This is a genomic window from Butyrivibrio sp. AE2005, assembly GCF_000686965.1.
Taxonomy (GTDB): domain Bacteria; phylum Bacillota; class Clostridia; order Lachnospirales; family Lachnospiraceae; genus Butyrivibrio; species Butyrivibrio hungatei_A.
In genome coordinates this window covers 292,323-317,386 of sequence record NZ_JMMD01000001.1, presented here as the reverse complement: position 1 = coordinate 317,386, position 25,064 = coordinate 292,323, and the positions used below count along the sequence as shown (strand labels likewise).

Sequence of the window (25,064 nt, the reverse complement as noted above, 5' to 3'; positions counted from 1 at the left end):
TTAATTTATTTTTTGTCCAGATAATCCAAAAGATTCCCGGGCTTCCCCACTTTCTGCGCTTCATCCGAAATTCTTATAACAATATCGAGTGCCTCCGTATAACCTGATGCGATACCGTAGATGTACACCGGATGTTTTCTGTAATAGTCCTGAGATAAAAAAGCATTGTGAATAATCTCAAGCTGATCGATCCCGTTAGTAGCTCTCACAACGCAGAAAATCGTGAGTTGCTTTCTGTTATGGCACAGACGCCACTTAACTAAATTTCTGTTTTTAATGGTATCATCCCAATACAGATTCTTATAAAATTTACAGAATCCATTTTTTATCATAAATATCATAGCTCCCTAAGATAAATAAATTGACCTTAATAACATGAAAAAGTATATTATTATTAAGCGCTATAAATCCTTATTATTTTATCATAAGGGCGGCGTTTATGGAATTATGCACAGGAATGTGTGACGGGAGGTCACTAAAATGAAGTACGTTGCCAGGATGGAATTAAAACCCGGTATGGTAGCCGCAGAAAATATTTTGAATTATAGGAATGAGATAATTGTTGCCGCAAACACGAAGATAGATGCAACGATCATCGAAAGGCTCACCAGACAGTCCATTATGGCTGTACCGATAAAAGAAGAAGCCGACTTTGCTACAACGCACAATGATAAAGTTCGTATTTCAGAAGGTTTTAAAAAATTTGAATCAATATATAATGTTTATTTTCCTGTATTCAAGGGATATGTGATGGGGGCGATCACATCTCATCAGCCTATCATCATGCAGCAGCTCATAGATGTTTACAATTCGGTCATCTCTTCTGTTGCAAGCGGTGAGCAACTCCTTGAATATCTTTATAATCTGACACCTGCGAATGATGAGGATATGATTCTTCATCACTGTTTAAAATCAGCTCTTATTGCGGGCGTTTTCGGATCTTTTATAGACCTTTCCGCCGAAGATCAGCTGCTTTTTATTCAGTGCGCATTTGTTTATGACATAGGTAAATTCAGTATTCCCACTCAGATTCTGACAAAACCGCAGCGTCTTACAAGGGAAGAATATATGATAATCATCCAGCACACCGTTATCGGATATGATTTCCTTAAAAATATGGGGGATTTTAATGAACATGTTTTGAACGCTGCAATGCAACATCACGAAAGATGTGACGGAACAGGCTACCCTGCAGGTCTCCACAGTGACAGTATCGACAGATTTGCCAAGTACATCGCAATCGTCGATTCATATGTTGCGATGACTTCAAAAAGAAATTACAGAAGAAAATTAAATGCATTTCAGATTATTGCAAACTACGAAGCGCAAGGTTTTCATAAATTCGACTACGAAGCACTCAACGCGATTCTTTTGCGCATTGCAAATTCTCAGCTTGGATTTAGCATTAAATTAAATAATGGGAAGAGAGGAACCGTGATCCGTATAAATGAACACGCGCTCTCCCATCCCATAATACTTTTAAATGAAAATAATGCTCCACTCGATCTTTCGATGGATTACAGATTTGCAATTGAAGAAGTCTATTGATGAATTATCATCTTAATTTGAAATATGCATCAAAGATCTTTTTAGCGATAGGTACGGCAAAGCTTCCGCCGCTTCCAGCATCCTCAACAATGACGGTAACACATATCCGGGGATTCTCGGCAGGCGCAAATCCCGTAAACCAAGCATGCGAATCAGAACTTGATGAATTAAATTCAGCAGAACCGGTCTTTCCTGCCGCAGTGTAGGAAAGGCCTTTTAATTTGCTCGCAGTTCCCTTCTCAACAACCTGTGTCATCATCTCTGTAAGAATTTCCGTCTCTTCTTCGCTCATCATTCTCTTAACTTCTTCGCCGTCATAAGACTCCAAAACCTTGCCGTCGGCAGTTCTGACCTCTTTGACAAGATAAGGCTTCATAAGAATTCCTTTGTTAGCGATTGCAGAAGTTATCATGTTCATATGCATGGGAGTAACCGTTGTAGCACCCTGACCTATCGCAAGCTGCATAACATCTCCCTTTGACATTCCGTCCTTATACCTCGCTTTACTTCTTGAATATGTAAGGTCAAGAGGAAGCTTATCATTAAACATAAGACTTTTAAGAACATCATTAAACGTATGCTGATCGATATAATTAACTCCTATATTCGCATACGAAGAATTACATGATTTTGCAAAAGACGTATAAAGGTCAAGCTTTCCGTGCTTTTCTCCGTGGTAACACGATATCGTGTTCTCTCCCTCGGAAACCCTGCCTTTACAGGTAAACTTATAATCATTGTAATCCTTGGGATGGTCCCTTAAATATGCAAGCGAAGTAACAATCTTAAAAGTGGAACCCGGAGGGTAAAGACCCTGAGTTGCCCTGTTTACTAAAGTTGCATCGCCTGAATCGTCTTCAAGATAACTCTTCCAATCATCCTGAATGTTATTTGGATCAAAGTCAGGCTTTGATACCATTGCAAGTATCTCACCGGTCCTTGGATCCGATACAACTATCGCACCCTTTCTAGGTGAAGGAATTGCATCACTGCAGATTTGCTGAAGCTCAACAGAAAGAGTCGTCGTAACATCGTTTCCGGGAAACTTCTTCTTTTTGGCATCATATATTGCCTTTTGAGAAAGATCTATCCCCGAATTTATCAGATAATAATTGGAAATAAGCTCAACACCGGCTTTTCCGTGTGATGAATACCCCACAACATGCGCAAAGTCTTTTCCGTAAGGGTACTCTCTTACTTCCTTGCCTTTTTTGTCCGTTTTGGTGGACGCAAGAACATCACCGTCTCTTGATAAGATCTTGCCTCGTGTATTCTGGGCAGTCAGTATCTTCTGTCTGGTATTAAAGTTGTTATTCATGTATTTCTGTTTATTTACAGTAGCGGAATACGCGATAAATACAAGCATTGACACGAACAACGCCAAATAGATAAATGAAAGTACAATTATCGAAGTCGGTTGCGACGCCCTTGTATCTCTAGTAGTCCTCTTCGTATCTCTCGTTTCTCTCATCGTAATAATAATCCCTCTTGTTTCCTCTTGATCTGTCGTGTCTCATGTAGTCTTCCGCTTCCTCGAAATTCCGCACAAGACAAATCCCCTCAAATATCATCACCATGATAACCGTAACCATTACGGACGATCCGCCGTAACTTACAAGAGGAAGTGTTACACCCGTAAGAGGAATGAATCTGGAGCCTCCTCCTATAGTTAAAAACGTCTGAAAAATGTATGACACGCCTATTCCGCATGACAAAAGTCTGTAATACTTGTCGTGCATCATGTAACCTTCGTACATGATATGCATAAATGTGCTCAGGCATATAAGTGTCATTATAACCGCAAATACGATTCCGAATTCCTCCGCGATTGCCGAGAAAATAAAATCCTGCTCAACGAAAGGAATCGACTGTGGCGCTCCTCCGTATAGTCCAAGTCCGAAAGCACCGCCGCTGCTTATTCCGAAAAGTGACTGTGCCAGCTGGTATCCGGCACTTTCAATATTTCCGAACGGATCGAGCCATGCCTTAACTCTCACCTGTATATGTGAAAAGAGTCCGTAAGCAATAACGCTCGCCACCGACCCGAATCCAAGTCCCAGAATAAGATATCCGATATTATTCGTTGCAATATATATAAGCGCAAGAAAAACAATAAAGAACAAAAGCGCACTTCCAAGATCTTTTGACAGCACAAGGATAATTACATGGACTCCTGCAACCCCCGCGATCTTGATAAGATCCGTCAGTTCTTTTGCCCTAAATAACGCTCCCGCCAAAAAGAGCAGATAAATAATCTTCGTAAATTCCGAAGGCTGGAAGGTTATTCCCGCAATCGTATATGTGATCTTAGATCCGTTTGTTGCGGTTCCGAGAACCAGAACTATACCGATCATCGTAACGCCTATTGCCGCAAATACCCATGCGTAGCGCTTTATGACATTTAATCTGAAAATCAGTTCCGGAATAAAGAAGCCTAATACTATAGATGCCGCAACAACAACAAACTGCTTTATCGCTTTCTCATAAGAAAGCCTTGTAAGCATGATGATTCCGATCATCAAAAGCATACACATATTATTGATAACAAGCTTGTTTGCGTCCGGATAAATAATATAAAAAAGCATGATCACCGAAGCAAATATAACTATCTGAAACAGAAAGAACAAAAGATAGGATACTTTTCCCGTTCTTGCCAATATCTGTATAAAGCAGGTTATCTGAACTCCGAACATACAGCCTATCTGCCTGGTATATATAAACTTCCTGTCGCTCTCATACGGTTTTGCAAGCGCGCCGAAGGAATCGGCGGTATAAAAAAGAAGTAAAAGAGCTATCAAATATTTAGCTATCTCTGTAACAAAAAGTTTCATTAAATCATTCCACTCCGCGTTTATAGTGACCCGTGGTATAGTTCTTTTTTTCAAAAGCTTTATCATTGATAAAACTTTCAAGAACATCCCTCGTATCATTTCCGGATTCAATCGTAAAGTCAATCCTGTAATGATCGAAGATGCCCATATCATCAATAGTCTTCATTTTGCCCAAAAGAACTGTCGGATCCGTATTCCATATGACATTGTAGCAGTTCCTGCAATCAGTCGTAACTGTCATGTCATTTCCCATCCTGTCGATCATATGCATTTTCTCGCTATGAACGCTTCCGTTCTTGCCGCTGCATCTATCTGTAGTCTTCTTTACACAGCCGGCGCTTATCATCATGGGAACATGTCCGTAGATATTATACGTAACAGGAACATCACAAATAGACTTAACCGCTACTGTAACATCTTTTGCCTCATGAATAGTAAGTTCGTATGGAACAGAAATCTCATCAACACTGAAATCTCCCTTCGTGCACTCAGAAAGGAGCTTAAAACTCTCAGCATTCCATACATAAACTCCGTAATCGCAGATTACTTTCCCAAGATAATTATTATCTCTCAAATATCCCAATTGCTCAAGGTTTCTTACAAGCAAACCGCACAGATTACCTGCCTTGCAGATATTTATGAGCGTTATAATATCAAGTGTTCCGTCAATCTTCTCTTCTCTTGTGACATAAGGAAGAGCCGCGATCACCTCTGTGCCTGCATCTGCGGCGATCTTTAAATCTTTTAAAACACTGTCTTTTTCTTCTCCGAGAAGAAGTTTTGAATCAACATAAATTCTTTCGATTTTCTTTTTGTGCGAATCTCCTGCAAGATATCCGAGTGCAACGCCAAGCTGCTCTTTACTACTGACAAGCACATGTATATCCGCCTTTCTCTTTTGTACCTTCAGATGATTATCTGACGATTCAGCACTGTCGATATTTTTATCCGCACTTCGATCATATGCTTTTTCCTTGGCATCACCCGAATCAAGGAGTATCTCAAGCATCTTATCGCAAAGACTGCGTCTGTACTCATTAAGCTCGCTCACAGGGATAAAGATTCCGCATCCTGCCCCGTTATCATCTATTGAAACAACAACATCATCCGCTTCAAAAGGTGTATTTCCGAGCTTTCTAAGCTGCTTTTCAATATTCTGCGCATCCATCGGTCTGTTAGAAGCCGTCTGAACTTCTTTTCCCGTAATCTCACAGACAACTCCGCTGTTATCCTTTAGAAGCATTGTAAGCTTTGCAGTGCTCCCCGCGGTAAGATCACAGTAAATATCACACTTTATCTTCTTCTCGTAGCCGAGATATTTTTCTTTTATCATCTTGAAAACTTCTTCAGAAGTTCCGTTATACGCAGGCGATGAAACGGTTACCATTTCTCTTCCGTTATGCCTGTGATAATATCCGTCGCTTATACCCGTTCTGAGATAAAGAGCCTTCAGAATATCCATATCCTCCTTGGATACCCTGTGTTCCTTATCGGGCTCTTTATAGTACAAGTCGATGTATTTTCTGTAAAGCGAAGTTACGCCTGCCGCATACTCAGGCTTTTTCATACGTCCTTCTATCTTAAAAGAATCGATTCCGGCGCTAATAAGTTCCGGAATCAGATCTATCGTGCACATGTCCTTAAGGCTGATAGGATATTCCTCTTTTCCGTTTGATCCGGCAGTCTTATAGGGAAGTCTGCACGGCTGCGCACAACGGCCTCTGTTACCGCTTCTCGTTCCAACCATACTGCTGAAAAGACAGGCCCCCGAATAGCAATAGCACATCGCTCCGTGAATAAATGCTTCAACTTCAATATCAGCCTTTTCGCGGATTGCCTTCATTTCAGAAAGGCTGAGCTCTCTTGCGGGAACAACTCTGCAACATCCAAGCTCTTTTAAAAGCTTTGCTCCGTAAACTCCCGTAACGGTCTGCTGCGTGCTTGCATGAACCTCCACATTCGGAAATTCGTCACGCAAAAACTTCATTACACCAAGATCCTGCACGATAACACCGTCAAGATTCTTTTCGGCATAAGGAAGCATAAAGTCATATACTTCGGAAAACTCTCGCTCTTTAACGAGAGTATTGACTGTCATATAAATTTTTTTATGGTGTAAATGTGCATAAGAAATAGCATCCAGAACCTGGGCCTCATCAAAATTGTCCGCATACGCCCTTGCTCCGAATTTAGAGCCACCAAGATAAACGGCATCGGCACCTGCATTGAAAGCGCCTACCATTGTTTCATAGCCCCCGGCGGGAGCCAAAAGTTCGACTTTTTTCATATTCATATAAAAGGCTGTCCCTAAAGACAGCCCCATTAAATCACCTTTTATTACCTTTAACCTGTGTTTCTAACTGAATTATCTTTTTGGAAGAATCATCAAGTTTACTCTGAAGACTCTTGCTGTTCTTCTCGGTATTCTCAAGCTTTATCTGCGTGGCGATAAGCTCATGCTTAAGATCGTAGAGCTCTTTTTCCTTCTCGGTAAGCTGCTCTTCCATAAGTTCTATCTGCTTCTTCAACTTGAAATAGTCATCCGCAATATTAAGCTGTAACAAAACATTCTGCGTATCTACCGGCTGCCTCTTAAAGCTGTCTAACTTGTTATATTCCGCAATCTTATTGTTAATGTACGAAGCTACTTTCTGAAGATACTCCTCGCCTTCGTAGCCGCTTAAGGTGAATACTTTTCCCCCGATAATTACTTCAGTATCCGTTTTAGAAGCCATAGTTTTCTCCCTGCATAAAAAATCAACCAATAAGCAAATTTGTACTTTTAAATTATATATCGGTATCGACGGGGTTTTCAAGTCCCAAATGAGCATACGCAATATCAGTAACCACGCGTCCTCTGGGAGTTCTGTTTATGAAACCGTTTTTTATAAGATAAGGTTCGTAAACATCCTCGATGGTTCCGGGATCCTCTCCTATCGCAGCCGCCAAAGTATCGAGTCCGACAGGCTTTCCCGCAAATTTGTTTATCATGGTAAAAAGAAGATTTCTATCCGTATGGTCAAGTCCCATCTTATCAACATCCATAAGATCAAGAGCTGTCATTGCAACTTCGCCCGTAACTTTTCCGTCAAACTTAACCTGTGCAAAATCCCTGACACGCTTAAGTATCCTGTTGGCAAGTCTCGGCGTTCCTCTGCTTCGCCTTGCCATCTCAACTGCGCCGCCTTTGTCTACATCGACATCAAGGAGCTTTGCAGACTGCAAAATGATACTGCAAAGTTCGTCAATATCATAAAACTCCATTCTGTGGATCATTCCAAATCTGTCTCTTAGAGGGGCAGAGAGCATTCCCGCTCTGGTTGTCGCTCCTATAAGCGTAAAATGAGGAAGATCCAGTCTTATAGATCTTGCAGTAGGCCCCTTTCCTATCATGATATCAATAGCATAGTCCTCCATAGCAGGGTAAAGAACTTCCTCAACCTGCCTGTTGAGACGATGTATTTCATCCACAAAAAGGATATCACCTTCCTGAAGATTATTTAATATAGCCGCCATATCACCGGGCTTTTCGATAGCCGGTCCGCTTGTGATCTTGATATGTACGCCCATCTCATTTGCAATGATTCCTGCAAGAGTGGTCTTACCAAGTCCGGGCGGTCCGTAAAAAAGAAGGTGATCGAGACAATCTCCTCTTTTCTTCGCAGCCTCAATATATATCTTAAGACTCTCCTTGATCTTCTTCTGTCCGATATACGAATCAAGGTTTTGAGGACGAAGAGATCCTTCGATCTTTATGTCTTCCCGATTTGCTTCCGGTGCCATTCCTCTGGCGTTTGTTACAATCTTTTTCTTTTCCATGGCTGTTTAAAACATCTCCTTAAGAGCAAGTTTAAGCAGATCTTCCGTATCTGCGGCTGCGCCTGCATCACTTCCGAGAACTTTTCTGACCGCTCTCATGGCATCGGATTGATTGTAACCAAGAGCCACAAGTGCAGCAACCGTCTCATCCTTTGCAGACGAGTTCTCACCCGAAAGTTCTCCTCCAAGTGAATCTCCGCCCTGTGAAAGCAACGAATCCTCCGTAACTTTTATCTTGTCTTTGAGTTCAAGAGTTATTCTTTCTGCAGTTTTTTTGCCGATTCCGGGAGCCTTTGCAATAGACGCACTGTCACCTGCTATAATCGCAAAACGAAGATCGTCCGGCGACATGACAGACAATATTGCAAGTCCGCCCTTAGGACCTATTCCGTTAACTGTAATAAGAAGTTTAAAAAGACCCAGCTCATCCCTTGAAAGGAATCCGAAAAGTGTAAACGCATCCTCTTTGACATTCGTATAAGTGTAAAGCTTTACCACTTCACCAATTCCGGGCATTCTGTCCATGGTAGAACCGGAAATATTTACGTTTATTCCAATGCCGTTAACGTCTACAACGGCATTTCCCTCCTCGATACTCTCAAGAATACCATTTACATAAGCAACCATATTTTCTGTTCTTTCCGTGTTTTTTATAGATAAACGCTGATCATATCAGTATTTATATAGATTAACAACCGTCACCCGATAACGGGTGACGGTGTTATGTCAATATTTTCGTATATATTACTTGTTCTGAAGATACTCATCAATACCCTTTGCGGCAGCTTTTCCTGCACCCATGGCAAGAATAACTGTAGCAGCGCCTGTAACAGCGTCACCGCCTGCAAATACACCGGGCTTTGATGTCTGTCCGTTGTCTTCTGCAACAATACATTTTCTCTTGTTGATATCAAGACCTGCTGTTGTTGAAGAAATAAGCGGATTAGGTGATGTTCCAAGTGACATGATAACCGCATCGCACTCAATCTCAAACTCAGAACCGGGCACCTCAACAGGACTTCTTCTTCCTGACTCATCAGGCTCGCCAAGTTCCATTCTGATACATGTGATTCCTGTTACCCAGCCGTTCTCATCAGCGTGAATCTCAACAGGATTGCAAAGAAGATCGAAGATGATTCCCTCTTCCTTAGCATGTCCTACTTCTTCCTTACGTGCAGGAAGCTCTTCCTCACCACGACGATATACAACATGAACTTCAGCTCCGAGACGAAGTGCTGTTCTTGCTGCGTCCATAGCAACATTACCGCCACCTACAACTACGCACTTTTTAGGTCTCATGATAGGTGTTCTTGAATTCTCATCAAAAGCTTTCATAAGATTGCTTCTTGTAAGGAACTCGTTTGCTGAGAATACACCCATAGCCTGCTCGCCGGGGATATTCATGAATCTGGGAAGTCCTGCTCCGGAACCGATGAATACAGCCTCAAAGCCTTCCTTCTCCATAAGATCGTCTATAGTAACAGACTTGCCGATAACAACGTCTGTCTCAAGCTTAACGCCAAGTGACTTAACGTTCTCGATTTCCTTTTTAACAACAGCGTCCTTAGGAAGACGGAACTCAGGAATACCGTATACAAGAACACCGCCTGCTTCATGAAGTGCTTCGAATATAGTTACATCGTAGCCCATCTTTGCAAGATCGCCTGCGCATGTAAGACCTGAAGGGCCTGAACCGATGATGGCAACTTTCTTGCCCTTCTTCTCCTTTGCACCCTCGGGCTTAATACCCATCTCTCTTGCTGTATCAGCAACATATCTCTCAAGCTTACCGATTGAAACGGCATCACCCTTTATACCTCTTACGCACTGGCCTTCGCACTGGCTCTCCTGAGGACATACACGTCCGCATACAGCGGGAAGTGCACTTGACTGGCTGATCACCTGATAAGCTTCCTCAACATTTCCCTGCTTAACCTGCTCGATAAATGCAGGAATATTGATTGATACAGGACATCCCTGCACACATTTGGGGTTCTTACAATTAAGACATCTGAGAGCTTCTTTCTCAGCTTCTTCTTTATTATATCCGAGACATACTTCTTTAAAATTAGTAGCACGTTCCTTAGCGTCCTGTTCGCGGACCGGAACTCTTACAAATCCATCCATCTTTTATTCTCCTATATAGTTATCGTAAATAGAATATATTTGCGAAACAAATCTTATATATATCAGTTGCAGTTTCCGCATCCACCGTGATGTGTATCACCTTCCTGAGCCTTGAGAAGAAGTCTTCCCTCCTCAGTCTTGTAGAGCTTCATACGATTCATTGCCTGGTCAAAGTCAACCTTGTGTCCATCAAACTCAGGACCGTCAACGCAGGCAAACTTAACCTGTCCATCAACTGTAAGACGGCAAGCTCCGCACATTCCCGTTCCGTCAACCATAATAGGATTCATGCTGACAATTGTAGGAATTCCAAGCTCTTTTGTAAGCTTGCAAACAAACTTCATCATGATCATAGGTCCGATAGCTACGCAGTGATCATATTTATTTCCTTCATCCCAAAGATCCTGGAGAGCCTTTGTAACCATTCCGCTTCTTCCGTAAGAACCGTCATCTGTTGTGATGTGAAGGTTACATACTTTCTTAAATCTCTCCTCCATGATAACAAGATCTTTAGTCTTAGCACCGATAATAACATCGCAGTCAACACCCTGTTCTTTTAACCACTTTGCCTGAGGGTAAACAGGAGCTGTTCCTACGCCACCTGCAATAAATACGATTTTCTTTTTCTTTAAGTCTTCAATGCTCTCTTCGCAAAGATCTGAAGGCTTACCCAAAGGTCCGACAACGTCAGCCAAGCAATCGCCAGCCTTGAGTTTGGAAAGTTTATATGTCTCAGCTCCTATAGCCTGAACAACAATCTCTACAGTCCCCTTTTCTCTGTCATAGTCGCATATTGTAAGAGGAATTCTTTCTCCCTCCTCATCAACACGGATAATCAAAAACTGTCCTGGTAAACATGCGTCCGAAACACGAGGAGCCTCAACGATCATCTGATAGATGTTCGTAGTAAGCTCATTTGCCTCTAAAATCTTGAACATAGTCATCCTCCTCCAATATCTGGTAATAGTATATAAAAATAAATTACTCTTTATTTGATGGTCTTTAATGTAAATCTGCCACCGGTATCATATCCGAGATGATTAAGCGTACCGTCATGCGTATTAACGGCAAACAATCTTCCCGTCTGAGTTCTTGTTCCGTCTCCTCGAACAAATTCTTCGATGATCTTATAGTACTCACCGGCGCCCGGAACCTCAATTACAGAATCATAAATATATTCATTATGTCCGCCGCCTCTTACACTTCCCTTTTCATCAAGAAGTACATCGAGAGCAAGAAGTTTACTCACAAGTCGTTGCACAGCCTGTTCTTTGGTAACTTTTCTGTCATACGCAAGAACATATTCACGTTCGACTATCTCACTCGGATTACCTTTTTCATTATATGCAATAAACTTAAAATTAGATGTTCCCATAGGCATAGGAATAGGCTCGGTATATTCCTGTGAGTCCATGGTCGGATCTGAACCGTCGGTTGTATAATAGATCCTGCATCCATCACCCGCTATGGCTACTATCATGGTGTTTTCTTTATAATCACCACTTGGTTCCATGATCTCGGGAGTAGGTGCCGTTCCGCCTTCTATTATAAAAGTTCTTTCAACGACAGAGCTTGATACACCATATTCATTGATAGCTATTGCTTTAATATTGTATTCGCCGTCTTTATCAATCTCAAATTCACTTCTGTACGCGTTGCTTCTCTTTGTAGGAGCGTCCTCATTTATTGTGTAATAAATGCTTGAACCGTCATCAACTGAAATTGAAACTGTGACTTTTTCCTCGTATGTTCCGTCTCCGGGAGTGAGTTCAGGGTCACTTGGAACATATTCTTTTCTAAGTGCCTCAGCAGATTCATTCTGACCTTCATTAAGAATCTCAGCTATTTTATCATATTCTCCCGCCTGTTTATATATCGAAATTATACTTTCGTACGCTGATGTAACAGAATCTTTTGGGTAAATTGACGAATCGGTTATTATTCTCAGCGTATCAACCGCATTTCCGGTTGACCCAAGTTCAAGATAACAATCCGCCAGTCCGAAAATAATATCTGTATTATAGGGATATCTCTTATTTCCTTCCGTGAGGTAGGCAACCGCCTCATACGTGTTGCCGTTACTCTTTGCCTTTTCGGCAAGTTTAAGATATTTAGCTCCTGTTCTGTCTTGAGACATAAAGATCAAAGTGACAAAAAGAACTAGGATCAGTATTCCTAAAAGGCTTCCAATGATGACATTCTTCTTTTGCTTAATATATTCAAAAACATCATCTTTATTTCTGTATTTGATCACAACTTTGGGCTTATCATCTTTAATGAGTCTATCTGCAATCGATGATAGCGTTGTATCTATTTCATTTTCTACTTCCGGCTCAAACTCCGGAACAATATTTATCTCCGCGCCACATTTATCACAGTACAGATGTCCATCGGGTATCTCGGCGCCGCAATTATGACATTTCATATCTTATACTCCACTATTATCTCTACTCTTTTTTCTACAATCATCTAAACATTGTAGCAGCTTCATAACAGTTGTTCATAAGCATAGCAATAGTCATGGGACCAACGCCACCGGGAACCGGTGTAATTGCCGAAGCAATCTCTTTTACCTCATCAAAGCATACATCTCCGCAAAGCTTACCGTCTTCATTTCGGTTAATTCCGACATCTATTACAACTGCACCTTCTTTTACATGATCTTTTGTGATCATACCGGCTTTTCCGACAGCTGCAATAAGAATATCCGCTCTCTTGCAGACTTCTTTAAGGTTCTTTGTTTTTGAATGCGCAACCGTAACGGTTGCATTTTCTCTCAACATCAGCATTGACATTGGTTTGCCGACAATATTGGATCTTCCTACGATAACACATTCTTTGCCGGCTATATCTATCTTGCCGTCGCACCCTCTCTTTAAAAGCTGGATGACTCCGGCAGGAGTGCAGGATACAAAGCCTTTCTCTCCTATGCAGAGTGCACCGACATTCATCGGATGGAATCCGTCTACATCCTTCCTCGGACTAATGGCATCGATAACCGTCTTCTCATCGATCTGTGAAGGAAGCGGCATCTGAACAAGTATTCCGTTAACGTCATCTCTGTTGTTGAGTTCATCGATAAGCTTAAGCAGCTCTTCCTGCGAAGTTTCCTTCGGAAGCTCATATGAAAGAGATCTGTAGCCAATATACTCACATGCCTTCTTCTTATTCCTTACATAAACCTGAGAAGCAGGATCTTCTCCGACAAGGATCACGGCAAGTGTAACCTCTATTCCCTGTTCCTTAAGACGGGCCGTTTTTTCTTTCAGTTCATCTTTTATAATCTGCGAAATCGCTTTTCCATCTATAATCTGTGCGCTCATGTGTACTCCTAAATGTAAATAGTTTTTATGATGATCAAATCAGTATTGCATCAGAACAATCCTGTAATCTTGCCGTTCTCGTCAACATCAATGTCGTAAGCGGCAGGATGCTTGGGAAGTCCGGGCATTGTCATGATGGCACCTGTGAGTGCAACCACAAATCCCGCGCCGGCGGAAACATAGACTTCTCTTACAGTTATATTGTATCCGGTAGGTCTTCCAAGGAGGCTCGGATCATCAGACAATGAATACTGAGTTTTTGCCATACATACCGGAAGTTTTGAAAATCCCATTTCTTCGATCTTAGCGATCTGTCTGCTTGCAGCAGGTGTATATGTTACTCCGTCTGCTCCGTAAATCTCTGTAGCAACCGTACCGATCTTATCCTTAATCGACATATCATCACTGTAGATAGGCGCATAGTTACTTGGCTTTGTATTAATTGTATCAATAACTTCTTTTGCAAGAGCTTCGCCGCCTTCGCCGCCTTTTGCCCAAACTTCGGCAAGAGCAAATCTGCAATCCTTTTTCTCGCAGAACTCTTTTACAAAATTAGTCTCTTCTTCAGTATCTGTAATAAAGGAGTTGAGTGTTACAACAACGGGAACGCCGTACTTCTGGATATTCTCGATGTGCTTCTCAAGGTTTACGATTCCCTTCTTAAGAGCTTCAAGGTTTTCTTTTCCAAGCTCTGTCTTAGGAACTCCTCCGTTATACTTAAGTGCTTTGATTGTTGCAACAAGAACAACCGCATCAGGCTTAAGTCCTGCTATTCTGCACTTGATATCAAGGAACTTCTCAGCTCCGAGATCCGCACCGAATCCTGCCTCGGTGACGGTGTAATCAGCAATAGAAAGAGCTGTCTTTGTAGCTCTTACCGAGTTACAACCGTGTGCGATATTTGCGAAAGGACCGCCATGGACAATAACAGGTGTGTGCTCAAGTGTCTGAACAATATTGGGCTTAAGCGCATCTTTAAGAAGAGCTGCCATCGCTCCGACAGCCTGAAGGTCACCCGCTGTTACAGGCTCACCCTTAAAGTTATATGCAACAATTATGTTTGAAAGTCTCTTCTTGAGATCTTCAAGATCGCTTGAAAGGCAAAGAATAGCCATAATCTCAGAAGCAACCGTGATAACGAAATGATCTTCTCTCGGAACACCGTCTGCCTTTGCGCCAAGTCCCACAACGATATTTCTGAGCGCACGGTCGTTCATATCCTCAGCTCTTTTCCAGATGATCTGTCTTGTATCGATCATAAGCTCATTACCCTGCTGGATATGGTTATCAAGAAGTGCGGCAAGCAGGTTGTTTGCAGAAGTGATCGCATGGAAATCACCTGTGAAATGAAGGTTTAAGTCTTCCATGGGAACAACCTGAGCATATCCGCCACCTGCAGCTCCACCTTTTATTCCAAAGCAAGGTCCGAGTGAAGGCTCTCTGAGTGCGATAACAGTCTTATGTCCAAGTCTGTTAAGGGCATCTCCGAGTCCTACGGATACAGTTGTTTTTCCTTCTCCTGCGGGAGTGGGGTTGATCGCTGTAACAAGAATAAGTTTTCCTTTCTTGTTGTTTTCAGCCTTTTTAAGATATTCCTCAGTAAGTTTAGCCTTGTATTTTCCGTAAAACTCAAGGTCGTCCTCTTCAACACCTACCGACTTTGCAACTTCTTTGATATGAAGCATCTTAGCTTCCTGTGCAATTTCAATATCACTTTTTACTCCCATTTACTCTCCTCCTACCATTTGTTCAAATTCAACTTTTGTCATAAGGACTTTTCTTGGCTTAGTGCCTTCTTCATCACCTACAACACCGGCTTCACAAAGCTGATCCATTATCCTGGCCGCTCTGTTAAATCCAATCTTAAATACTCTCTGAAGCATTCCGATAGATGCTTTCTCTTTATCTATGATCATCTCTCCGGCCTGGACAAAATACTCGTCTCTGGCAGATGCCGCATCGCCAGAACCTGCTGATGTGCCGCCTCCGCCCTGGCTCTGAATGTTCTGAATCTGCTGTTCTATTTCCTCACCGTAAGATGATTCTATTCCCTGATTTCTCAGGAAATCTGTAACTGCCTGAACTTCCTTATCGGAAACAAATGCGCCCTGCATTCGTGCCGGCTTTGTATATCCCTGAGGATAAAAGAGCATGTCTCCCTTTCCAAGGAGCTTCTCCGCACCGGTTATATCAAGGATTGTTCTTGAGTCAACACCACTTGATACGGCAAATGCAACTCGGCTCGGCATATTGGCCTTGATAAGGCCTGTGATAACGTCAACCGAAGGTCTCTGAGTTGCTATGATCAAATGAATACCGGCTGCTCTCGCAAGCTGTGTAAGTCGGCAGATTGCATCCTCAACTTCATTTGCGGAAACCATCATAAGGTCTGCAAGCTCATCTACGATAACGACAAGCTGTGGAAGAACCTGTTTCTCCGGATCACCGCTGTTTTCAACGGATTTGTTATATCCCTTGAGATCTCGGACACCCGCCTCGGCAAACTTCTTGTATCTGTTTGTCATCTCGGCAACAGCCCAGTTAAGCGCAGCCGCAGCTTTTTTAGGATCTGTCACAACAGGAATCATAAGGTGTGGGATTCCGTTGTAAACGCTGAGCTCAACGATCTTGGGATCGATCATGATCATCTGAACTTCTTCAGGTTTAGCCTTATAGATAAGGCTCATGATTATTGTATTTATACATACGGACTTACCAGATCCCGTAGCACCCGCGATAAGAAGGTGCGGCATCTTGGAAATATCCGTAACTACCGTCTTTCCTGCTATGTCTTTGCCGACAGCAAAGGCAAGTTTTGATGAGAACTCCTTAAACTCTCTTGACTCAAAGAGATCTCTTAATGCAACAGCCTGATTTTCCTTGTTCGGAACCTCGATTCCGACTGCAGCTTTACCTGGAATGGGCGCTTCTATTCGGATATCCCTTGCAGCAAGGTTCATCTTGATATCATCGGCAAGTCCGACGATCTTGTTGACCCTGACACCCGCTTCGGGCTGAAGTTCAAATCTTGTTACCGAAGGACCCTGACTTATATCAGTAACAGTTACATTTACGCCGAAAGTCTTAAGTGTCTCCTGCAATTTAAGTGCCGTCTCCTTAAGCTGTCTTGCAGTCTCAAGGTTTTTATTCTTAACACCCTTCTCCAAAAGACTTACAGGAGGGAATACGTATTTCTTGGCAATTGCACGTTTATGTGCCTCAATCTCTTTTTCCATTCCGACATTAACCGTATGCGGTCCGGGGCCTGAAGGAACATGCACAGCTTCGGCAGTCGATGTGATCTTGGACGAAGCGCCGGGCGATCTGGAAATATGGTCCTGAGCATGTATCGCATAATCGCCGTTCATGCCGTTTCCAAGATCTTCTGCATGTATCGGTACATCGGGAAGAATATCTTCCGGTGCTTCTTTAGGAGCAGCCTTTGCCACAAGCTTACCGTGATTATCAGGTAAAGCAACAGGCTCCTCTTCCTTTGATGAACCAAAATCCATGCTGTGAATTCTTGGCTCTGTGACAAGAACTCTTTGTCCGTCAGGTTCAATGTTTGTCTCTATCTCATGCTTATTGAGCATGATCTCATGAATATCGTCGTGGAACTCTTCCTCATCGGGAATAAATACGTTCCCAACGTTTTCTTCTTTATTATCACCATAAATATGGATATTATCACTTTTTTCTTCTTCAACATCTTCTTTGGTGATGTTGGTATCAAGCATTACTCCCCGGACATTTTTCTCCATCCTGAGGATCTTTGCGTCTTCTTTTTGTTCAATGGCAAGGCGTTTTTCTTCTTTTATCTCAGCTCTGCGCTTCTCTGCCATCTCACGCCTTCTCTCGGCGTAGTCTCTGTAATTTGCAGCATCTTCTCTTGTCTTCTCAATAAGCTTCCTGCTACCGTTTCTGATACCACCGACAAAAGACTGTTCGGTAAATATCACCATGCTCACAATGCCTATAAGAAGCAGTACAAGAGCCGTTCCCGCAAATGACAGGTGTTTGTACAATACATAAGCAAGGGTACCGCCGAAGAATCCGCCTCCGTCTCTACCCGCTTTTGCCGAATTAAATATAAATGCAACATCGTAATTCTGCGCCTGCTGTGGTCTGTTCGTAAAAAGCTCCGCGATTATACCTATCATAAAGAAAAGTACAATTCCGGAAACGACCTTACGCTGTGCTGCACTTGAGCCGTAATTTGCCACTGAAATAAGAACAGCGCCCAATGCCACAAGTGGTGCAAAATACGCCGTAATACCGAAAAAGCCAAATAATATTCCGCTTACTGCACTACCAAGCTCTCCGCAAACACCGAAATTACATAAGAAAAGGAAAATTGTTAAAGCGACCATTGCAATAACCACAAGTTCGCTTCTTAAAGAATAGTCAATTTCTTCTGCTTTTCTGGCGGAAGTGTTTGCTCTGGAGTAGCTTCTACCCGTACTCCTCGAAGCGGTCTTTCTTGTCTGTTTTCTACCATTATTACTCTGTGCCATATTCTCCCCTTGATTTATACAAAACTCTTATAAGTATACCATTTTCTAACCCCATATGCTATACTAACGTTATTGTAGTTTTGCGTAAAGGAGATAAAAATGGAATTCACACAGGAGTTAGAAACAGGCACTTTTAAAATGGTCGGCGCAGCGGAAGCAACATTAAAACTTAAAGAAGTCGCCGAAAAGTGCAGACTTGTCAGAACAGACAACGGGGTTAAAGTAGAGCTTGCATACACAGGTCCTAACGCCGGTAAATATATGCAGTACATTGAAAAGCATAAAGAAGAGCTTACAAAGTATCTAATGAATCCCGACGAAACCGATCTTTACGAATGGATGGAATCATCACATCAAAGTCCCATCACTCTCAAGAAACATGAGAAAGAAAAGCTGCTTTTGTATGTAAATTTTGATCCTACTACAAGAATTATGTTAACAGGAATAGCCGACGAAAACGTAACTCTTAAACTCGGCGCTCCTCTTATGGAAATTAACATCGACGAACTCACAAGAGACGAGTTCAAGCTCAAGATCTACAACATGCTTTTACTCGCCGATGAAATTGCAGTTCTTATGGGAAATCTCGACCTCCGCAAGATGTCAAATATCCAGATTGTAAAAACATATCTCGCAGAAATTTACGACAAATATCATGAAAACCCTTGATCCAAAACATAAAGCGGTGTAATGAGCTTCACTCTTACTCCGCTTTTCTATTGCAACAATCTATATATTTATATAATAAGCATTCCGAGATTCTTTTCAAATGCTATTCCTTCATTTCCCGAAGCACCGTCTTTTTCAGCATCTTCAACAGACGCACGTATGAAATCCCCCGCAAGTTTTGAGGCTTCAAGAACATTCATACCGTTAAGGATTCCTCCAAAAAGAACTGCCGCAAAAAGATCTCCCGTCCCCGAATAATGAACACCGTTTGTATGAGACTTTATAAGGCCGTGGCCGTCTTCCGTTATCATAAGATTTCCGACTTCGCCCGCTTCAGGTACCGGTATTCCCGTAACGGCTATTATCTGCTTTCTTGCTCCTCTGACTTTTTCGGATACTTCAAGTATATAATTTATAAGCTCATCTCCCGAATACTTACGGTACTCACCGGAATCAACATCCGCAAGAAGACAAAGTTCCGTTATATTCGGTGTTATTATATCAGCCTCTTTAACCATCTCCTTAATCGCGCCGAGAAGCTCTTCCGAATAATTCATGTATCTCTCACCGTCATCTCCAAGCACGGGATCAACAAGTACACGTGTGCCTTTAGTCTTAAAAGCCTTTATGAACTCAAGCGCATTATTGGCCTGTACCTCGTTCAACATAAATCCGGTAATGATTCCGTCAAAACACGCTTTTTGCTCTATGTATTTGGCTGTATACTCCGGTATAACTCCCGTAAGATCCTTACAATAATATGATGAAAAGCCCGTCTGAGCACTAAGTACCGCTGTCGGCACCGCACATGTTTCTATTCCCATTGCTGAAAAGACTGAAATATCTGCCACAAGTGAACATTTTCCCAAACCGGAAAGATCATTTATTGCTGCTACTCTCATTATGTTTCCTCTCTCGCCTGTTTATTTATAGCACTTTTCCAATATACTCCCATTCTGGTATCACATAAATATACAGCTCTATATAATTATTAAATACCAGATTCATCTGCACATCGATTGCATCCCTGCAGAACATATTTAATTGAATAGGGAATTTCGGAGAAATTTCAATTAAAAAGACACGACCCAACAATGATATGAGCCATGCCTTATAAATCTAATCAAACAGCGATCCAAAGATCACAGATTAACGAACTGCTTTGTACTGTCAGAAAGCTGGTTTGTAACACGGTTATTGTTATCCATAGCCTCTCCGATACCCTGCATTTCTCCGACAATCTCTGTCGAGTTAGATGCTGAAGTATTGATTGCTACAGTACTTTCCTTAACAGACTCACTGATCGAAGTAACGGATGTTGCCATCTCAGCCATGATTGCATTGAGATTATCAGCCTTCGCATTGAACTTACTGAGCATATTGTCAATGATTACTGCTGTATTGCCGTACTTCTCACCGATTTCTACAAATGAATCATAATCGGAAAGAACTGTTGTGTTAATGAAATCAAGAACCTGAAGTGCGTTATCCGAAAGGTCCTTAACTGCGCTTGTAACATTCTGGCTGATTGCCTGAATATTTCCGGCTGTCTGTCTGCTATTTTCAGCAAGTGAACTGATTTCTTCAGCAACAACCGCAAAACCCTTACCTGCTTCGCCGGCTCTTGCCGCTTCAATACTTGCATTAAGCGCAAGAAGGTTAGTCTGTGATGCAATATCAAGAATGACATTTGTAAGTTCACCGATCTGGTTAACCTGCTCACTCTCTTTAACAGACATTTCAAGAACCTTACTGAGTTCTTCCATCTTAGCACCTGTATTGCTCTTTTTAAGATTAGCTTCATCACGAACGTTTGATGCCTCAACCTTGATCTCCGTTGCAGCTTCCTGTCCGCCGTATACTTCATCATTTATGCTCTGAGTAGCACGCTTAACATCTTCAAGCTTATCAAGCATACGATTTGCTGTATGTGATACATTCTCCATACTTGCAGAAAGTTCTTCGAGAGCTGCCGATGTATTTGAAACATTGTCATTTGCCTTCTGAATCTTCATGGAAACTTCTTCTTCAGAAGTAGCAAGTACCAATGTACCCTCTCTGATCTCACGCATGATTGTCTGAAGAGTTTCAATGAATCTGTTGAATCCCTTCTTAAAATATATAAGCTCAGAATCAACGCTTGTCGTAATTCTCGAAGTAAGGTCACCCTGACCGTTATCAATTTCATCAATGATCCTGTTAACTTCATTGGACATTGAAGAAATCTTACGGATAATAAGGAAATAATTCATAAAGAATGTTGCAATAATGCAAAGGATAAAGATGCTAAGTCCGATAATAGTTTTTGCTACCGCACCGTTTCTCATATCTATCATGTCATAGATAGATCCTGTTGCAATCTGCTCCACAGCATAATTAAGCTCCTGCAAATTCTGCTCCACTACCCCGAGCTGATCCTTTACATCTGTTTCCATCATGTGTGCACATGAAGCACCTTGCGCCTTCTTCGCAAGCTCATATGCCTCATCAACGAGACTTACATACTTCTCAACACTTTCCGACAACTGCTGAGCTACACTCAAGGCTTTCACCGAATACTCACTTGTATTCTTTCCAAGCTCATCCATAAGATCTGTCAGATTCTTTTTGAGCTCCGCTCCGTTCTGCTGCACCACATTTTCAATATTCTTCTTCTGTTCTCTGTCTGTATATATATAACTAAAAGGCTGAGAATACAGGAAATAGACCTTGGCAGATATCTTGCCTTCGTAATTATTTACATTGGCAATATACGACATAAGAGAAGAAGACATATTAACAGAGTTGTCCAATGAGTCCATCGTTGTAAACATGACCAGTCCAAAAACAAGAGCCATAATAACGTTAACGGCAATAACCTGAGTTAGAATAGAATTAAACCACTTAATACCACTTTTTTTTCGTTTGTGTCCCATATAACCCTCCAGATGCTAGTTGTAATAAAGCGCATTAGTTTACTCAATAATAATATAATTGCATTATAATTTAAGCAAGCTGAGTTAATATAAATAGTAAAAATTTCATATATTTATCCAGTATTTGCAAGAAATTAGTTAAAAAAATGCTACTTTATCACTGTTCTTTAGCAACAAAAAGTGTTCCTACTTTCTTTTTTTCGATAATATCATATAATTTTTCCGGGTTTTTTCCGTTGGTAATAAGCACGTCTATTCCATGTGATGTAGCTAGTTCTGCCGCTTCCAGTTTAGTGATCATTCCGCCGGTTCCTCTGTTTGAGCCCGATCCGGACGCAACACTCTTAAGCTCTTCAGTTATCTCTTCTACTCTGCTGATAACCTTGGCATTGGGATCCGTATTGGGATTGCCGTCGTAAAGCCCGTCAATATCAGAGAAAATAATTAGCTTACTTGCATTACAGAAAATAGCAACAAGCGCAGAAAGCATATCATTGTCGGAAAAGAGCTTCTTATCCGACTCAATCTCCGTATGGCTAACCGAATCATTTTCATTAACTATGGGAATAATATGATTTTCCAAGAGTGCATCGAATGTATTCTTGAGATTTTCGCTTCTTACAGGATTACAGAAATCCGCATTATCAAGCAAAATCTGTCCGACCATTCTGTTATATTCACCAAAGAATTTATCATACAGATGCATGAGCTCAGTCTGTCCGACCGCTGCAGCCGCCTGCTTGAGCCTTATCTCCTTGGGCTTCTGCGCAAGGCGCATCTTTCCTGCGCCTACCGCAATCGCTCCCGAAGATACCAGTACCAGATCGTACCCCAGATTCTCAACACCGGACAGCGCTCTGCATAAATGATCAAGTGAACGAATATCAACATTTCCGCTGTCATTCGTTATAGTAGATGTTCCAACTTTTACAACTATTCTCTTCTTACTTACGCTCATATCAGTTCCTTCTTCACTTTATCAGAATAAATTGATTTTATATTGGCATAGTTAATTAGTCAAGAAGTTGCTAAATTGAGCCTGTGAAGTAAGATAATTAGTTACCTTTTTCAAGAAATGGTCTCGCAAATTTGACATTAAAGAAATCGATGAGCGGTCCCATAAAGAATGCCGTTAATATGCCACTATTACGAAAACAACTTGTATATTGCCGCAGTCACATTAATTCCGGGTCCGTAGCATGCCAGCAGCGCATCTGCGTTATTGTAGTTTGCAAGGTCATACGGAAGATTCGTACTAAGCACCACACTCTTTTTGCCACTTGTCTTTGCTTTTTCAATCAGCACATTTACCGAAGCAGTGTTTTTAAGATCCTCTCCCGTCGCGCAGGAAGATATGCATACGACCACATCCGCTTTTTGGATATCGGAATCTGCAGTAGCCGGCAAGCCGCCTTCAGTGCTCACATATGTAACAGACTTAGCTCCTGCCTTTTGAACACCTGACTTGATCGCAGATAATTCATCTTTCTTAGGATAAAAAATAACTACCTTCTTATCTTTTCCGACAGGACAAACGCCGTCATTTTTCTCTTCCTTAACGCCTGCTGTTGCAAGTTCCCATTCAACGGCTTTATGCTGCTTAGAGCCGACCAAGCTTGCAGCCTCCTGTGGAGAAGCTTCTACGGAAGTATCCAAAAGTCCGTATTTATCCTTAGCCTGCAAAATTCTCATCACAGAATCATTCAGTCTTGCTTCGGAAATCTCTCCGCTTTTGACCTTTGCCGCAAGAGCTTCAATATACGCATCCACATCTTTCAAACTCTTGGACGAAGTAAGGCTTACAGGCATCAAAATGATATCCGCGCCGGCATTTATCGCTCTGGCCGATGCATCAACCTTGTCAAAATTCGTAGATATGGCATCCATCTCCATAGAATCGGTAATGATAAGTCCCTTATATCCAAGTTTTCCTCTTAGGATCTCCGTCAAAAATTTCTTTGACAAAGTCGCGGGTAAATATATCTTTTGTCCGGAAGACTTTGAAACGCACATTTCATTTTCTATCTGCGGGTATTGAATATGCGCCGTCATTATAAAATCCGAAGCCGAAGCAAGAGAAGCATACGGAACGAGCTCTGTTTTCACCAGCTCCTCATAAGTCTTATTGACCTTTGGAAGTCCTGTATGGCTGTCAACATCCGTATCTCCGTGTCCCGGAAAATGCTTAAGACAAGTCATTACACTCTGTCCATGAAGGCCGTTTACATACTGCAATCCAAACTGCGTTACAACATTTGGATCTTCCGAAAAAGACCTGACACCTATAACGGGATTTGCCGGATTACTGTTCACATCCACAACCGGTGCAAAATCAAGATTAAATCCCTGCACAGCCAATTCCTCACCGATCACGTTTGCAGCTTTAAAAGCATTTGCAGCATCGCCCGTCGCCGCAACAGCCATGTTTCCCGGCAACTTCGTACCGGTCTTTAAACGTGTGACTCTTCCGCCTTCCTGATCTACAGCGACAAACATCTTGGATTTAAAACCACCACTTAAATGAGCTTTCTGAATGCTGTTTATCAACTTCGTTGTCTGAGCCGCATCCTTAGTATTCTGCAAAAAAAGAATCACTCCGCCAAAATCATATTTCTTCAGAGCACCTGTAATCTCCGAATTTAAAGAAGTCAGCTCCTTATCGTTCCAGGTTCGCATCGACGGCATGATCATCTGAGCCAGCTTTTGTTCCACCGTCATTGATGAAGCAATAGCCTCAACCGACTCCTTCGCTTTTGCATAACTACCGTTATTGCAAGATACCCCTGTTGCCATCACGCATGCCAAAAGAATTGATGTAAATCGCCTCATATGATCACCTTTCTGTTGTACATTTATGAATATTGAAAAAGCGCGTAACCACGCGCTTTTTAAGTTATGGATTAGACGGGAGTCGAACCCGTGTCCAAAAATTCATCCCCTGTACTTCTACTATCATAGTCAATTATTGCGGGATTCTGCATCCCTGTTCCCTCATGCCTGCAGTAATTGACAACCGCAAACAATCGGTAGCTTCATGATACGACCACAACCGCAAAGCTTAAGCTGTGTCGTTTCCTACAAGTTTTGACGCCGATTACCGGATATGTAGGTGTACCCGGGTCGACGGGCTGCACTTAGGCAGCGTATGCTAAATTATCGTTAGCGTTTAATTTTAATTTGAGGTTTAACGCACCATCCTGCGGATAGCTTCTCCAGCTTCAAAATCCCTGTCGAAACCTTTACTAACCCTTATTAAATTATATGCAAAGAGCCTGTGGCTCTTATTGCTTATTAAGTATATCGTCTAAACAGCCATTT

The 25,064-nt window shown here is 41.9% G+C and carries 19 protein-coding genes and 1 other RNA gene; 2 read left to right on the top strand and 18 right to left on the bottom strand.

Annotated elements, in window-relative coordinates:
• Nucleotides 1-5: 5 nt before the first annotated feature.
• Nucleotides 6-332, bottom strand: coding sequence for a hypothetical protein (locus DL92_RS0101445; RefSeq protein WP_026655035.1), 327 nt, complete (start codon nucleotides 330-332; stop codon nucleotides 6-8).
• Between the two features lie 148 nt (nucleotides 333-480).
• Between DL92_RS0101445 and DL92_RS19970 the strand changes: the two genes are divergently transcribed.
• Entirely contained in the window at nucleotides 481-1,548 is a 1,068-nt protein-coding gene (locus DL92_RS19970; RefSeq protein ID WP_051198947.1) for an HD-GYP domain-containing protein, read from the top strand.
• 7 nt (nucleotides 1,549-1,555) lie between these two features.
• Here the strand turns inward: DL92_RS19970 and DL92_RS0101435 are convergent, their stop codons facing one another.
• From DL92_RS0101435 to DL92_RS0101380, 12 genes are all read right to left on the bottom strand, one after another.
• Entirely contained in the window at nucleotides 1,556-3,019 is a 1,464-nt protein-coding gene (locus DL92_RS0101435) for a peptidoglycan D,D-transpeptidase FtsI family protein (protein ID WP_026655038.1), read from the bottom strand.
• Nucleotides 2,985-4,379 (bottom strand): FtsW/RodA/SpoVE family cell cycle protein, encoded by a 1,395-nt coding sequence (locus DL92_RS0101430; protein WP_026655039.1) that lies wholly within the window; start codon nucleotides 4,377-4,379, stop codon nucleotides 2,985-2,987. The genes DL92_RS0101435 and DL92_RS0101430 overlap by 35 nt, the downstream gene beginning before the upstream one ends.
• Nucleotides 4,380-4,383: 4 nt before the next feature.
• On the bottom strand, nucleotides 4,384-6,672 hold the full coding sequence (locus DL92_RS0101425) for a peptidase U32 family protein (protein ID WP_026666679.1): 2,289 nt from the start codon (nucleotides 6,670-6,672) through the stop codon (nucleotides 4,384-4,386).
• 34 nt (nucleotides 6,673-6,706) lie between these two features.
• Nucleotides 6,707-7,114 (bottom strand): cell division protein ZapA, encoded by a 408-nt coding sequence (gene zapA, locus DL92_RS0101420; RefSeq protein ID WP_026655041.1) that lies wholly within the window; start codon nucleotides 7,112-7,114, stop codon nucleotides 6,707-6,709.
• A 52-nt stretch (nucleotides 7,115-7,166) separates the two neighbouring features.
• Nucleotides 7,167-8,198, bottom strand: coding sequence for a Holliday junction branch migration DNA helicase RuvB (ruvB, locus tag DL92_RS0101415; protein WP_034461988.1), 1,032 nt, complete (start codon nucleotides 8,196-8,198; stop codon nucleotides 7,167-7,169).
• Nucleotides 8,199-8,204: 6 nt separating this feature from the next.
• On the bottom strand, nucleotides 8,205-8,825 hold the full coding sequence (gene ruvA / locus DL92_RS0101410) for a Holliday junction branch migration protein RuvA (protein ID WP_026655043.1): 621 nt from the start codon (nucleotides 8,823-8,825) through the stop codon (nucleotides 8,205-8,207).
• 117 nt (nucleotides 8,826-8,942) lie between these two features.
• Entirely contained in the window at nucleotides 8,943-10,325 is a 1,383-nt protein-coding gene (gene gltA / locus DL92_RS0101405; RefSeq protein WP_026666678.1) for an NADPH-dependent glutamate synthase, read from the bottom strand.
• A gap of 62 nt (nucleotides 10,326-10,387) precedes the next feature.
• The gene (locus tag DL92_RS0101400; RefSeq protein ID WP_026666677.1) at nucleotides 10,388-11,263 is read right to left on the bottom strand and encodes a sulfide/dihydroorotate dehydrogenase-like FAD/NAD-binding protein; all 876 of its coding nucleotides are present in this window, start codon (nucleotides 11,261-11,263) and stop codon (nucleotides 10,388-10,390) included.
• 50 nt (nucleotides 11,264-11,313) lie between these two features.
• Complete coding sequence (locus tag DL92_RS0101395; RefSeq protein ID WP_026655047.1) at nucleotides 11,314-12,750, bottom strand: chitobiase/beta-hexosaminidase C-terminal domain-containing protein; 1,437 nt, start codon at nucleotides 12,748-12,750, stop codon at nucleotides 11,314-11,316.
• A gap of 40 nt (nucleotides 12,751-12,790) precedes the next feature.
• The gene (gene folD / locus DL92_RS0101390; protein WP_026655048.1) at nucleotides 12,791-13,648 is read right to left on the bottom strand and encodes a bifunctional methylenetetrahydrofolate dehydrogenase/methenyltetrahydrofolate cyclohydrolase FolD; all 858 of its coding nucleotides are present in this window, start codon (nucleotides 13,646-13,648) and stop codon (nucleotides 12,791-12,793) included.
• Nucleotides 13,649-13,698: 50 nt separating this feature from the next.
• Nucleotides 13,699-15,375 (bottom strand): formate--tetrahydrofolate ligase, encoded by a 1,677-nt coding sequence (locus DL92_RS0101385; protein ID WP_026655049.1) that lies wholly within the window; start codon nucleotides 15,373-15,375, stop codon nucleotides 13,699-13,701.
• Nucleotides 15,376-18,162, bottom strand: coding sequence for an FtsK/SpoIIIE family DNA translocase (locus tag DL92_RS0101380; RefSeq protein ID WP_026655050.1), 2,787 nt, complete (start codon nucleotides 18,160-18,162; stop codon nucleotides 15,376-15,378).
• A gap of 99 nt (nucleotides 18,163-18,261) precedes the next feature.
• Here DL92_RS0101380 and DL92_RS0101375 point away from each other — a divergent pair, with 99 nt between their 5' ends.
• Entirely contained in the window at nucleotides 18,262-18,831 is a 570-nt protein-coding gene (locus tag DL92_RS0101375; RefSeq protein ID WP_026655052.1) for a hypothetical protein, read from the top strand.
• A gap of 68 nt (nucleotides 18,832-18,899) precedes the next feature.
• Here the strand turns inward: DL92_RS0101375 and DL92_RS0101370 are convergent, their stop codons facing one another.
• From DL92_RS0101370 to ssrA, 5 genes are all read right to left on the bottom strand, one after another.
• Nucleotides 18,900-19,733: a bifunctional hydroxymethylpyrimidine kinase/phosphomethylpyrimidine kinase gene (locus DL92_RS0101370; RefSeq protein ID WP_034468254.1), complete on the bottom strand. Its 834-nt coding sequence runs from the start codon at nucleotides 19,731-19,733 to the stop codon at nucleotides 18,900-18,902.
• A 240-nt stretch (nucleotides 19,734-19,973) separates the two neighbouring features.
• A complete protein-coding gene (locus tag DL92_RS0101365) occupies nucleotides 19,974-21,746 on the bottom strand; it encodes a methyl-accepting chemotaxis protein (RefSeq protein WP_026666675.1) in 1,773 nt (590 codons plus the stop codon).
• Between the two features lie 157 nt (nucleotides 21,747-21,903).
• On the bottom strand, nucleotides 21,904-22,704 hold the full coding sequence (proB, locus tag DL92_RS0101360; RefSeq protein WP_026655055.1) for a glutamate 5-kinase: 801 nt from the start codon (nucleotides 22,702-22,704) through the stop codon (nucleotides 21,904-21,906).
• A gap of 188 nt (nucleotides 22,705-22,892) precedes the next feature.
• Nucleotides 22,893-24,575 (bottom strand): glycoside hydrolase family 3 protein, encoded by a 1,683-nt coding sequence (locus DL92_RS17925; protein ID WP_081816799.1) that lies wholly within the window; start codon nucleotides 24,573-24,575, stop codon nucleotides 22,893-22,895.
• A gap of 64 nt (nucleotides 24,576-24,639) precedes the next feature.
• Nucleotides 24,640-24,995: a transfer-messenger RNA gene (ssrA, locus tag DL92_RS20590) on the bottom strand.
• Nucleotides 24,996-25,064: the final 69 nt, after the last annotated feature.

Bases quoted from the DNA above. Each gene is read 5' to 3' on its own strand.
- DL92_RS0101445 (WP_026655035.1), bottom strand. From the start codon at position 332: ATGATAAAAAATGGATTCTGTAAATTTTATAAGAATCTGTATTGGGAT.
- zapA (WP_026655041.1), bottom strand. From the start codon at position 7,114: ATGGCTTCTAAAACGGATACTGAAGTAATTATCGGGGGAAAAGTATTC.
- proB (WP_026655055.1), bottom strand. From the start codon at position 22,704: ATGAGCGTAAGTAAGAAGAGAATAGTTGTAAAAGTTGGAACATCTACT.
- DL92_RS0101430 (WP_026655039.1), bottom strand. From the start codon at position 4,379: ATGAAACTTTTTGTTACAGAGATAGCTAAATATTTGATAGCTCTTTTA.
- DL92_RS0101400 (WP_026666677.1), bottom strand. From the start codon at position 11,263: ATGTTCAAGATTTTAGAGGCAAATGAGCTTACTACGAACATCTATCAG.
- DL92_RS0101435 (WP_026655038.1), bottom strand. From the start codon at position 3,019: ATGAGAGAAACGAGAGATACGAAGAGGACTACTAGAGATACAAGGGCG.
- DL92_RS0101385 (WP_026655049.1), bottom strand. From the start codon at position 15,375: ATGGGAGTAAAAAGTGATATTGAAATTGCACAGGAAGCTAAGATGCTT.
- ruvA (WP_026655043.1), bottom strand. From the start codon at position 8,825: ATGGTTGCTTATGTAAATGGTATTCTTGAGAGTATCGAGGAGGGAAAT.
- DL92_RS0101375 (WP_026655052.1), top strand. From the start codon at position 18,262: ATGGAATTCACACAGGAGTTAGAAACAGGCACTTTTAAAATGGTCGGC.
- DL92_RS19970 (WP_051198947.1), top strand. From the start codon at position 481: ATGAAGTACGTTGCCAGGATGGAATTAAAACCCGGTATGGTAGCCGCA.
- folD (WP_026655048.1), bottom strand. From the start codon at position 13,648: ATGAGCGCACAGATTATAGATGGAAAAGCGATTTCGCAGATTATAAAA.
- DL92_RS0101395 (WP_026655047.1), bottom strand. From the start codon at position 12,750: ATGAAATGTCATAATTGCGGCGCCGAGATACCCGATGGACATCTGTAC.
- gltA (WP_026666678.1), bottom strand. From the start codon at position 10,325: ATGGATGGATTTGTAAGAGTTCCGGTCCGCGAACAGGACGCTAAGGAA.
- DL92_RS0101370 (WP_034468254.1), bottom strand. From the start codon at position 19,733: ATGAGAGTAGCAGCAATAAATGATCTTTCCGGTTTGGGAAAATGTTCA.
- DL92_RS17925 (WP_081816799.1), bottom strand. From the start codon at position 24,575: ATGAGGCGATTTACATCAATTCTTTTGGCATGCGTGATGGCAACAGGG.
- ruvB (WP_034461988.1), bottom strand. From the start codon at position 8,198: ATGGAAAAGAAAAAGATTGTAACAAACGCCAGAGGAATGGCACCGGAA.
- DL92_RS0101425 (WP_026666679.1), bottom strand. From the start codon at position 6,672: ATGAATATGAAAAAAGTCGAACTTTTGGCTCCCGCCGGGGGCTATGAA.
- DL92_RS0101380 (WP_026655050.1), bottom strand. From the start codon at position 18,162: ATGGCACAGAGTAATAATGGTAGAAAACAGACAAGAAAGACCGCTTCG.
- DL92_RS0101365 (WP_026666675.1), bottom strand. From the start codon at position 21,746: ATGGGACACAAACGAAAAAAAAGTGGTATTAAGTGGTTTAATTCTATT.